The organism is Hymenobacter setariae (assembly GCF_007713685.1).
Classification (GTDB): domain Bacteria; phylum Bacteroidota; class Bacteroidia; order Cytophagales; family Hymenobacteraceae; genus Hymenobacter; species Hymenobacter setariae.
Map to the genome: position 1 here is coordinate 52,787 of NZ_VMRJ01000005.1, position 12,310 is coordinate 65,096.

The 12,310-nt window shown below is 38.7% G+C and carries 11 protein-coding genes; all 11 read left to right on the plus strand.

Features of this window, described 5'->3' with window-relative positions; translation table 11 throughout:
• Nucleotides 1-58: 58 nt before the first annotated feature.
• The 11 genes from FNT36_RS18850 to FNT36_RS18900 all read left to right on the plus strand — a co-directional run bounded on the left by FNT36_RS18850 (nucleotide 59) and on the right by FNT36_RS18900 (nucleotide 12,288).
• On the plus strand, nucleotides 59-955 hold the full coding sequence (locus FNT36_RS18850) for an ABC transporter permease (protein ID WP_233636060.1): 897 nt from the start codon (nucleotides 59-61) through the stop codon (nucleotides 953-955).
• Between the two features lie 129 nt (nucleotides 956-1,084).
• Nucleotides 1,085-2,356, plus strand: a complete 1,272-nt coding sequence (locus tag FNT36_RS18855) for an ABC transporter ATP-binding protein (RefSeq protein ID WP_144850890.1) — start codon at nucleotides 1,085-1,087, stop codon at nucleotides 2,354-2,356.
• A 1-nt stretch (nucleotide 2,357) separates the two neighbouring features.
• Complete coding sequence (locus FNT36_RS18860) at nucleotides 2,358-2,969, plus strand: DapH/DapD/GlmU-related protein (protein ID WP_144850892.1); 612 nt, start codon at nucleotides 2,358-2,360, stop codon at nucleotides 2,967-2,969.
• A 36-nt stretch (nucleotides 2,970-3,005) separates the two neighbouring features.
• Nucleotides 3,006-4,010, plus strand: a complete 1,005-nt coding sequence (locus FNT36_RS18865; protein WP_233636061.1) for a glycosyltransferase family 2 protein — start codon at nucleotides 3,006-3,008, stop codon at nucleotides 4,008-4,010.
• Nucleotides 4,011-4,118: 108 nt separating this feature from the next.
• Nucleotides 4,119-5,648 (plus strand): glycosyltransferase, encoded by a 1,530-nt coding sequence (locus FNT36_RS18870; protein WP_144850895.1) that lies wholly within the window; start codon nucleotides 4,119-4,121, stop codon nucleotides 5,646-5,648.
• 194 nt (nucleotides 5,649-5,842) lie between these two features.
• Complete coding sequence (locus FNT36_RS18875) at nucleotides 5,843-6,736, plus strand: glycosyltransferase (RefSeq protein ID WP_144850898.1); 894 nt, start codon at nucleotides 5,843-5,845, stop codon at nucleotides 6,734-6,736.
• Between the two features lie 42 nt (nucleotides 6,737-6,778).
• The gene (locus FNT36_RS18880; RefSeq protein WP_144850900.1) at nucleotides 6,779-7,906 is read left to right on the plus strand and encodes a glycosyltransferase family 4 protein; all 1,128 of its coding nucleotides are present in this window, start codon (nucleotides 6,779-6,781) and stop codon (nucleotides 7,904-7,906) included.
• 82 nt (nucleotides 7,907-7,988) lie between these two features.
• Nucleotides 7,989-8,816 (plus strand): DUF5672 family protein, encoded by an 828-nt coding sequence (locus tag FNT36_RS18885; protein WP_144850902.1) that lies wholly within the window; start codon nucleotides 7,989-7,991, stop codon nucleotides 8,814-8,816.
• Between the two features lie 311 nt (nucleotides 8,817-9,127).
• Entirely contained in the window at nucleotides 9,128-10,234 is a 1,107-nt protein-coding gene (locus tag FNT36_RS18890) for a glycosyltransferase family 61 protein (RefSeq protein WP_144850904.1), read from the plus strand.
• Nucleotides 10,235-10,244: 10 nt separating this feature from the next.
• Nucleotides 10,245-11,120, plus strand: coding sequence for a hypothetical protein (locus FNT36_RS18895; protein ID WP_144850906.1), 876 nt, complete (start codon nucleotides 10,245-10,247; stop codon nucleotides 11,118-11,120).
• A 64-nt stretch (nucleotides 11,121-11,184) separates the two neighbouring features.
• Complete coding sequence (locus tag FNT36_RS18900) at nucleotides 11,185-12,288, plus strand: glycosyltransferase family 10 domain-containing protein (protein WP_144850908.1); 1,104 nt, start codon at nucleotides 11,185-11,187, stop codon at nucleotides 12,286-12,288.
• Nucleotides 12,289-12,310 lie beyond the last annotated feature (22 nt).

Here is a 12,310-nt window from a genome sequence, read left to right on the forward strand (position 1 = left end):
CTATTAGTGCTCGATAGCTACTCTTCATTAACTAATCTGATAATTAGAATTTTATTCTGTGCAAACTGTAGAAGCTATTAAGTCGGCCGAGTCCGCTAGGTTAACTGCTCCTGACCAAGAGCATTGGACTGAAATCATAGAGCCCCGCACCAATTTGCTCGACCTACGTCTTGGCGATGTGTGGCGCTATCGCGACTTGGTGATGCTGTTTGTGCGGCGTGATTTCGTTTCCAATTACAAGCAGACTATCCTAGGTCCCATCTGGCTCTTTATTCAACCTCTACTTACCACTATCACGTTTTACATCATTTTTGGCCGCGTGGCCAAACTTGATACTAGTGGTTTGCCGCCGTTTGTATTTTATCTGGCCGGTATTACTGTATGGAGTTACTTCTCGCAAAGTTTGACGGCCGTATCCACCGTGTTCGTGACTAATGCGGCTATGTTCAGCAAAGTATACTTCCCACGCCTCACTATGCCGCTGTCTATTGTACTTTCCAATTTGGTGCGTTTTGGCATTCAATTTGGCTTATTTTTAATAGTATGGGCGTATTACCTTACTACTAGCTCTGCCTTACACCCCAACTGGTTGCTCATGCTCACACCATTGCTGGTAGTATTAATGGGATTGCTATCATTGGGGCTGGGCATGATATTTAGTGCCTTGACTACTAAATACCGAGACTTAGCTATGTTGCTCACTTTTGGGGTGCAACTCCTCATGTATGCTACCCCCGTTATTATTCCCCTAGCCAATGTGTCACCTAAGTACCGATGGATTATGGTGGCTAACCCAATGAGCGCTATTGTCGAAACCTTTCGTTATGGCTTTTTGGGTTCTGGTACACTCAACGGTGCTTATTTAAGTTATAGTATTGTTACTAGTTTTATTATATTATTTATTGGAATTGTCATATTTAACAAAGTTGAAAAAAGCTTTACTGATACAGTTTAACAATTGATTTTCCAATTGTCCCTTTTTTTGGCAAATAGAGAATAATTGATTAGAGCTTATTGTAACCTAAGATAATGCTCGATGAACTTATCATTGAAAAATGATAACAAAAAAGCTTAGTTAAAAATTATGAGTAATACTGTTATTAAGGTAGAGAACCTAGGCAAGCAATACCGCTTAGGTGAAATTGGAACTGGCACTCTTAGCCACGATTTAAATCGGGCCTGGGCACGATTGCGAGGTAAAGAAGACCCATTTGCTAAAATTGGCGATACTAATGACCGCACTACTAAAGGCAGTAGTGACTTCGTGTGGTCGCTCAAAGACATCAATTTTGAGGTGCGCGCTGGCGAAGTGCTTGGCATTATCGGCCGCAATGGGGCTGGTAAATCAACACTACTCAAAATTCTGTCGAAAGTTACGGCTCCTACTACCGGTCGTATTAATATAAAAGGGCGGATTGCTTCGCTACTTGAAGTAGGTACAGGCTTCCACCCAGAGTTGACAGGTAGGGAAAATATTTTTCTCAACGGGGCAATCTTGGGTATGACTAAGATAGAAATACGCAATAAATTTGATGAAATTGTGGATTTCTCAGGTGTAGAGCGCTATATTGACACACCCGTAAAACGCTACAGCAGTGGCATGTATGTACGCTTAGCCTTTGCTGTCTCCGCTTTTTTAGAACCGGAAATTCTAATCGTAGATGAAGTATTGGCTGTTGGTGATGCCGAGTTTCAAAAGAAGTGTTTAGGGCGGATGAAAGATGTAAGTGTCAATGATGGCCGCACAGTACTATTTGTAAGTCACAACATAGCAGCTGTTAGAGGATTGTGCACTAACGGACTTCTCTTAAATCAAGGTAGGGTTGAATCCTTTGCTGATATCTCTACTGTTTTAAATGACTATTTCTCTACTCCTAATGATGAAGTGGATGGAGGTAGAGAAATAAATAAGAATAAAAAGGATAATTATTTCTTAAAATGGTATTTGCAGGTAGGAGATGAACAGAGACATTATTGTGAACCTCGGCAGGAGTTATCTTTTTGCTTTGAATTTGTTAACAAAGTCAAATTAAATAAGGCTGAAGTAGGATTTCAAATTAGGGGTAATGATGGAGAAATTGTATATGGAACCAATAGTAGAGATAGAAATGGGTTGTATTTCGAATTGACGCCAGGAATACATAAATTTGTTTTTGATGTTAGACTGCCAATAAGAGACGGGAATTATGAAATTGATGTCGCAATTGCCGAAAATGATACAATAGTAGACCATTGGATTTCTAAAACACGGCTTGAATTATTATCAAAAGAAAAGGACACAGTCCTTTCTGAATCAGTTACGGGAATATTAAGAGAGCTGTCACATTTTAGTAAAGTAAAAACTGGGAGTTTATAATATGTTAAAGAAAAGCTATAAATTTTTTATAAAAAAATTAACTCGTCTTGAGTTGTTTGCAAAACTATTGCATAAAGAAAGTCATAAAGACAATGACATAATTGTGCAATTTAGAAAAGCAGGCTCAAATTGCTTTATTCCCCCTTCAGCTTATATTGGAAATCCTAAATATATTTCCATTGGTGATAATTTTGCTAGTTGGCATAATTTAAGGATGGAGGCTATTGATGAATATATGGGCCAAAAGTTTTCCCCAAGTATTGTAATAGGTAACAATGTAAGTATAGGAGCTGATTTTCATGTTGGGTGTATTAATCACATTACTATAGGTGATAATGTATTGATTGCAGGTAGAGTATTCATAACTGACCATTATCATGGAAATCTTACAAAAGATGATATTGGAATTGCACCAACAGAAAGAAAATTGTTTTCTAAGGGACCAGTTATATTGATGAATAACGTTTGGATAGGGGAGGGAGTTTGTATTATGCCGGGTGTTACAATTGGGGCCAATTCAGTTATTGGGGCTAATTCGGTTGTAACCAAAAGCTTTGAGGAAAATTCAATTTTGGCAGGTAGCCCTGCCAAGTTATTGAGGAAATTACAGTAGTTTATAAAAATATAATGAATGACCTTTATGAGTAGTGTGCTTAGAGACGAAACTGTACCTAAAGTTTCTGTTATAATACCTAATTATAATCATGCTACTTATTTAGCACAAAGGATAAATAGCGTTCTCGTACAAACTTTTTCCGATATCGAGGTTATTTTATTAGACGATTTTTCAAAGGATAATAGCTCTGAAATAATCCAAACATATTCGAAAATCGATTCTAGAATTAGACCAGTATTCAATAGTAGTAATAGTGGTAGTGTCTTCAAACAATGGGCAAAAGGCTTATCCTTTGCCAAAGGAAAATATGTCTGGATTGCTGAGAGCGATGATTTTGCAGAACCTAATTTTCTATCTACACTCGTACCAATCTTAGAGCAAGATAGCACACTGGCTTTTGCTTATTCAAATTCACTAGTAGTAGATAGTGAAGGTAGTGCTAAAGAGCCAATATCTGAATTAAAAAAAAGAATATTTAATACAGAGCATTGGCATCATGATTTTGTTTCTGATGGTAAACAGGAATTAAGTCAGTACCTATCATTACAATGCACAGTCAACAATGCCAGCGCTGTCTTGTTTCGTCGTAGTAGTATCGACGAAGTAGGAGGAGTTGATACCAACTTTAGGTACACGGGTGATTGGATGATGTATATTAAATTAAGTTTGATAGGTAATATAGCTTATAGAGCCGAATGTCTTAATAATTACCGTGAACACGAAGTGAATGCTAGTAAGAAATCCTTTAGTGATGGAAGCCAATTATTTGAGCGGCAAAAATGTTTTGCTTACGTTTATAAATCAAGTGCATTAGATAAAGTCTCGACTGACACTATGTTGTATTATGCGAGCATTGAGCTTAAAGAGTTGCAATATCATTTATTTAATAATATAAAGCAGCCTGGTAAAATGCTGCATATGATATCTGAAATAATTAAAATCAGCCCTGCTTACTATATAAAAGTACAGTATGGTATTATTAGGGTAACTAAATTATGGAATAAGATGCGGTCATTAAGAGATAGTTATAAGGGCTAGAGCGCTAAAATTTTAAGATGTCAGTCTGGTATGTTTAGTGAGTGCTAACTATAATTTTAGCTACGCACCAGCATTAGATTGTCAACTAATAAGCAAACAAAAACAATTATGAAGCCAGCTGAAGTTAAAATTTCTGTCGTTATTACAGCTGATGGTAACACCAATCAACTATTGTCTACTGTACAATCAGTCTTAAGACAGACCTACACTAATTTAGAGTGCTTAGTAGTAAGTAACAATGAATTAGATAGTAATATCAATTCATTTGAGCAATTGGGTGATGATAAAATTAAGTTGTTGATTAGCGATACAAGTGGCGTTGCTCTCGTACAGAAGGGAGTACTAGAGGCTACCGGTGACTATATTCTATTATTAACTGCTGGGGATACATTATACAGTGTTGATAGTATAACACAGTTGATGAGTCCAGGGCTTTCGGAATATGGAATAATTTATGGAAACATAGCTCGCCTATTTCCGGATGGAAAGCAGGATACAGAACAATTGCCTTCTGCATTAACTCCTGATTTATTTACATATATAAATCTCAATATTTTGCTAGCTGCTTTAGTTCGCAAAAATTTATTGATTGAGTATAATTTTTTCGATAATAATATAAACTACTTGCATGCATGGGCATTCATAGCTAGAGCTGTATTAGTTGGTAAAGAAAAATACATACATAAAGATGTTTGTGTAGCAATTATTTCGGTCAACAGAAGTGGTAATTGGTATAAGTTATCCAATATTCACCTTATGGGAACTGAGCACTTTAAAATAAAAAACGAATTTCCATCAATTATATCAGTAGAAAACCAACAGTCAGATACATCTGCTACTAGTGTTGCCACAGCTGGAGGCAAGGGGTTACTTAGTGCCATAGGTAAATTGGTTGATTATGGTACAGCAAAATATATATTGAGGTCTCTGCGGTCTAAAATTGAATTAGCTAAATATAAGAAAAAGCATCAAAAGGAGTGTTTAGCCATTCCCATCATTATCAACAATAAAAACCACGTTACTTATTTGAAGAGACTTATAAATTCACTAGAGAAACGTGGCTATCATAATATTCATATTATTGATAATGCCTCTACTTATCCCCCCCTGCTCGATTTTTATGAGCATAGTAAATATAATGTTTTCCGTCTGTCCAACAACGTTGGATTCTGCGCTTTATGGGATACTCAAATATTCGAATCATTTAAAGACCAATATTATGTTTATACGGATAGCGATTTAGAAATCGTTGATGAATGCCCAGACGATTTTATGGTTATAATGCATTATCTGCTTCACAAATATTCCTTAGGCAAAGTAGGACTTTCTTTGCCAACTAATGATTTACCAGATTTCTACGCTAATAAAGCAGAGGTCCAGGAGTGGGAAAAAAGGCATCAAGTGGAAGGGATTGAACGACTAGCATTTTCTGCCCCAGTAGACACCACATTTGCCTTATACAAGCCTAACACTTTTGGGCCAGCTGGAATGTTGTCAGCTTTCCGAACTAAGTTTCCATATAGTGCTCGTCATCTGCCTTGGTATGAGAATACACAGTCATTAACTGAGGAGCAATTATATTATTATAAAAATGCAAGAACATCATCGCACTGGAGTAGTAAAATTAAGGTAGAATAGTAGTTAAGTATACATACTTTTAAGTAGATGCATTTAACTATTCACCAATAGCTTTGTCCCGAATAGCATTAAGTTATATAACGTATTTGTGATTAGGAGCATATCATTAAATTCATAAATCAAGCAATAGAAATTAGTATATTTTTAATCAACTGAGATTGATGCTCAGTAATAGTGTTAAATAAATTTTTATTATGATTTCAATAATAATATGTTCAAGAGGGCAATCTTTTCGGCAAAGCACCATTGAAAGTGTTGCTGGTAGTATTGGAGTACCCTATGAAGTAATTGCGATTGATAATAGTAAAAATGAGTATGGAATTTGCGAAGCTTATAATATTGGTGCAACACGAGCACAATATGGCATATTGTGCTTCATGCACGAGGATATTGCCTTTAGAACTACTGGGTGGGGCAATATTGTTGAAAGAATATTACTAGATAATTCGATAGGTGTTTTAGGAATCACAGGTGGCAAATGGCTTCCGAATGCACCGGGTACCTGGTGGTCTTGTGGCAATAAATATTTAAGCTCAAATGTTCTAGACCAAAGCAGCAATGGTGAGTATAGCAGATATACTTACTCTAATCCTGAAGACAAAAATCTAGTAGATGTTGCCGCTGTTGATGGGCTTTGGATATGCGCGCGTAAGGAGGTCTGGGCAAGGTTTCCTTTTGATGAAAAAGTGTTTCCCGGCTTTCACTTTTATGATGTGGATTTTTGCGCAACTATATCACAAGAATATCGGATATGTGTATCGCTAGAAATAAGTGTTACGCACTTCTCGCTAGGTAGCTATAATGATTCTTGGTTGACTTATGCTGATGTATTCTATCGTAAACATCTAAATCGGCTTCCAATTGGTCAAGTTCAGCTGAGTAATAGGGAGGCTTGTGTGCAAGAGTATGAAGCTTGTAAAACATTTCTTTTGCAACTTATAGATAAGAATATGGCTGTAGGAATAGGGTATCTGTATCTATCTAGGTGTATAAAGATGAAGCCTTTTTCTCGTGACACAATATGGCTAGCGCGTTATTATGCAAGATACATTTGGCAAAATAGGTATAAGCGTAAGCACAAAGGTTAATTTATGCTTTATGAAGCAGTTGCTTAGTTTAATGCGTGTTCTATGAAAATCGCATTCATTTCCTTAATGCGCTTCTCCCCATGGGGTGGCAGTGAAGAATTGTGGTCTAAAACAGCGCTACTCGCCTTGACCGAGGGGCATACAGTTTTTTCTTTGACTTGCGACTGGGGGCTATCCACTTCTACAAGAATTAAGAAGTTACAAGATGCAGGCGTAATAACTCATTTCTACTATAATGATAGTCGGAATATTGTAGACCGTGTGGCTGTTAAGCTTGGCTTAAAAAAACCTAAATCTGAAATTATTCCAATACTTGATGCCGACATTTTTGTGATTTCTAACGGCTCAGTATGGGATTTTACTCGCAGTCGTAACATTATAAGCAGCTTCATTAGTAAGCCTTATATTATGCTTAGCCATAATACATTAGATTATGGCGGTGTAGTTGCAGAAGATGTGCGTAGCTATGCAATTCAGATACTTGACCAAGCTGCGCAACGGCTTTTTGTCTCCGAACGTAATCGCCAGGGAGCGGAACGGCAATTGGCACATGGCCTTCGAGATTATAAGGTTGTAAGTAACCCTATAAGTATACGTGGGGTAGCTGTCAAATCATTTCCACAATCTGATAAGTTACTAATGGCATCTGTGGGCTCCTTAGATTGTGATATCAAAGGGCAAGATTTGTTGTTAGAGGCATTGAGCAGTAATACTTGGCAGGGTAGAGAGTTTAGATTGAAAATCTATGGCTCAGGCCCTGATAAGCAATACTTACACCACTTGATTAATTTTTATGGCCTACAAGGGAAGGTTACGTTAGAAGGACACGTAGCCGATGTAGATTCTATATGGGAGGAAAATCAAGTGCTTATTGTATCTTCCACTACTGAGGGAGTGCCTATGGTGGTGGTAGAGGCAATGCTTTCGGGTCGGCCTGTTTTAGGTACAGATGTAGGTGCTGTTGACCGTTATGTTCTAGAAGACAAGACCGGCTTCTTAGTGCCTGTAGCCAAAGCAAAATATCTCGCTTTAGGGCTTGAAAAGTTATGGGACTCACGTGAGAAATTGCAGCAAATGGGCGAAAACGCTTTTAAGCACACTGTTACTATTACTGAAACTTATCCAGAAAAAGCTTTCTTAAATCTTATCAAAAATTCTTTGCTAGAATAGTATGCATTTATATGGCACTTCGAAATGCATAACTGCATTGTGTACAAATATATGATATATCTCAGAATTAACTAGTTTCAAAATGGCTCATAAAAAGATATATAATAAGGTAGTTGTAGTAATACCTATTCATACACCAAATCCTTCTGCCTATGAATTGATATCATTTGAACAATGTTTCAAGATATTAGGAAACTATCCTATAAAAGTGCTGGCACCAGAGGGATTATCACTTGTGAACTATCAAAAAATAGTTGTTAATTTTGATACAATATTCATTGCGCCAAAATGGCAAAGTAATGTTCAGCAATATAATAAATTGAAGACCAGTAGGTTCTTTTATAATATTTTTGAAAATTATGATTTCATGCTTACTTATGAACTAGATGCTTTTGTGTTTAGAGATGATTTAATGTATTGGTGTGATAAAAATTACGATTATGTTGGGGCGCCTTGGTTCGAAAATTATATTGAGGCAGGGCCCAATGATAAGATAATTGGAGTGGGTAATTCAGGATTTTCATTAAGGAAAATAACTACAGTCAGAAAGGTGTTAAGTAATATATATTATAAGAATCCTTTAGAGTATGGTGGAAGCAGATTTAGTTTACTTAAAGCTTATTTGAAAGCTCCGGTACGTTGGTTATTGAACCAAATAGGTGAAAATTATACAGTTCAAAAGAATTTTCATTATAATGAAGATGTCTTTTTTAGTGAAGTAGCGCCACTTTATGAAAAGAGCTTCACAGTCTCGCCTATTGAAGACGCAATTCAATTTAGTTTTGAGACTAATCCAGAAGTTCTATTTAATATAAACAACAAAGTTCTGCCTATGGGTTGCCATGCTTGGTGGCGTTATAATCTAGATTTTTGGCGTCCATATATTTCTGCCTTCGGATATAAATTGTAGTATTAGACGTATATATTATTTGAAATTAAGTTGTGAACTTTGCGTAGGTTATGTTCTTGGATAGCGTAGCGTCACCTGCTGATAATCTATATGCGCCGAAAAGGAACGAGTGATAGCCTGAGACACAGTCCTAATTAATGAGTTAAGTTCTACATCATATTTAGGTATACACAACAGGTATATGTAACATAAATCAGTAGATTATTAAATTGAAACATTTATGGTAAGAAACAAATAATAGATTGTTAGTAATGAATTAAGATGCTGTATTACCCAGTGGCACAGTTAAGAAAATAGTAAGAAGCGAAAAAATGAAGACACTGCTGGGAAAAGTAAAAGGTATATTAGATAAAGCTATTCGGAGGCGTAGCCAAGCTTTAGCTAAGCCATTTGCGGTGGTAGACCACCTGATGCACTATGGCCAAGACTATGGACGTCAGCCACCTCCTAAAAATCTATTAGACTTACCGGCAGATATACAGCAGTGGTTTGCTGAAGATGTTATTTTGCCCGACCAGATTTTGCACGAGTTGACAGCGGTGCGGGTCTCTTGGCACGGTATTGTTGTACGTGGCTTGCAGCTGTTTGTGCCGAGTCTAGCTCACCATACATACGCTGATGAATTTACGGGTACTTTTCTAGTGCGTCAGTGGCTATCAAAGAGTTTGGCGTCAGATAAGGTAACAGGCCTCGTATATGACTACTGGGCTTATAGTAACTACTACCATTGGCTAGTGGATACCTTACCTAGATTACTACTACTTCGCGAACGCTACCCAGACTGTGTGCTCTTAGTACCAGAGCCTGTGCGTAGCTATATGAAAACGACTATCGCTGCTTTGGGATTTAAAGCGGTGCAGGCCGTGCCACGAGGATATTTTGTGAATGTGCAGAAGCTAATTATGCCTTCGCATATTGCGCCTCCAGGTAAACAAGATCCCGGATTAATGCGCCAACTCCGTCAAGAGCTTACTAAAAGTGTGATGCCTGTCACTATCGCAGCTGCTTCACCTGGTAAGCGCCTGTATGTATCGCGCAGTAAGCAAATTATCAGAAGATTATCTAACGAAAATGAGTTGCTGGCTTTGCTAGCACAGTACGCAATAGAGACTATTTATTTTGAAGATATGGATTTTGAACAGCAGGTAGAAGCGATGCAAAACGTGGAACTGTTAATGGGCGTGCACGGAGCTAATCTAACTAATATGCTTTTTCTAGCTACTGGAGCAAAAATAGTCGAGCTATTTAACCAAACTATTTGTAACCCATGCTACTTTCATCTAGCATCTAACCTAGAACTTGACTATTATGCTGTACCATGCGCGCCAGTGATAGGTACCGGAGCAGCTCATATTCCTAATAGCGAAGACATACTGGTTGATTTCGCCGTCTTGGCGCACACTTTAGCTCATCTATAAGCTCCTTACTATGGAACACAACCTTATTCTAACGATAAGTGATAACTATAATTTCTTTCATTTATCTCGCTTTTTCTTGTCTCTATTCAAAACCCCATTTCGGGGAAGAGCAGTATTATTTGCCGGCCCTAATACGGGCGAACAATCCATTAAAGCTCTACATGCTATTGGAGTGGAGGTAGTCCGCTATACGGCCGATTTTCCATATGTGCCCAATCCTCACCCGGCTAATTTCAAAAGGCTACCTGACCCCATTCACATCTACAATTTCCGCCATTTTCTGTATTATGATTATCTGCTGAAGCATGAGGGCGAATTCGACAAAGTACTATTGACTGATGTCCGCGATGTCGTGTTCCAACGCGACCCTTTCGATTTTGACATGCAAGATGCGCTGTATGTTGCAATGGAAAGTCGCAGTCGAATTACGGGTGATTGCCAGTATAATACTGAGTGGATAAAGAAGGGATATGGAGATGAAGTAATGCTTGAAATGGCTCCGCATGTTATCAGCTGCGCTGGTACTACGCTCGGCCCGACAACTCGAATCAAAGCCTACCTAGAAACGCTGCTGAATGAGATAATAGGGCTGCGCGATGCGTACGGCTGTGCCGACCAAGCCGTACACAATAGATTATTGCAGCAGGGAAAGCTAGAGCCCGTAATTAAATTATATAATGAGGATACACCGGTGTTGACAATAGGGGCGGAGCCTACATTCGAACTGGATGCAGCTGGCTTTGTACTGGATGGTAAGGGTACTCGCCCTACAATAGTGCACCAATATGACCGTCATCCCTCACTACTCGCTGCAATGGACAAGCTAGTATTTAATAGCCCATTGCAGAAATATTACTTAAAGCTGAAGTATAAGCTGACTCAATAATGCTATGTCGATGACCCGTTTCATTGAGAAGAGTTGGTCTTCTGTATAATCTACGGTATTAGTTATGAAAGCTACCTTAGTAGTGCTCAATGAAGCGGATTTCTTGCAGAACCGCATCTTTTCTGATTTACCTATTAATGGGGTTAAAAACTATGGGTATATGTTTGCCGAATTGCGTCGGCAATTAGCAGAGCATGGAATAGACCTAGCTACCCAGGACCTACACCCTCCTGAACAGTCAACCTTAGTTATAAGCCTAGATGTAGTAGACTATTTCCAGACCTACCAACGTCGCCCTGGCCAATTACTATATCTGCTACTTAACGAGCCTGCTACATACTACCCTGAGGTATGGAAGAAGGAAAATCATGCTCCATTTGATAGAACATTTACTTGGGATTATACACTAGCAGATGGTGAGAAATATATCCATCACTACTTTGCCATCGACCTCGATAATTATCCGCCTTTTCAAGAGGTAAGTGAGGCTGAATTTAACCGTCGTAAGCTGTTGGTGCTCATGGCGGGCATGTTCCAGTTTACTGCACCTAAAGTTGGTTCGCGCTCTCTTCTATACACTCGTTACCGTACATTGCGCTGGTTTGGGCAGCATATGCCCGAGCAGTTTGCTTTTTATAGCCGAGGCATTGACCCTGCTTTGTATCGAAGCTTCCGAGGGTTGGGAGTGCTGAAGCGAGTGCTACCCCGCGTAATTACCAACCGTCTAGTTGACGCGGTAGCTACCCAACGCCGGCGAGCAGTAGAAGCGATAAATCGAGGGCCGGTGCCACCACTTGATAAACTCACCGTTATCCGCTCCTATAGATTCGTGGTCTGTTATGAGAATACTAGTACTCCTGGCTACATCTCAGAAAAGTTATTTGACTGCTTATTTGCGGGGTGCGTACCCGTCTACCTAGGTGAGCCAAACATAAAGCAGTTTGTGCCCCAAGACTGCTTTATAGACCGGAGAGCATTTTCTACGGATGCGGAACTAGCACGCTTCTTGTCTCAAATGCCTTATACTGAATATAGTAAGTATATAGCAGCTATGCGTCAGTTTGTACAAGGGGTAGAGCGTCAGAAGTTTGGCTCAGAATCGAATGCGCAACGGATAGCGAATGTATTGATGACTGATTTAGCGGTCCTTTCTGCTAAGGCAAACTAAACATACCGCTAGTTCATCGTAC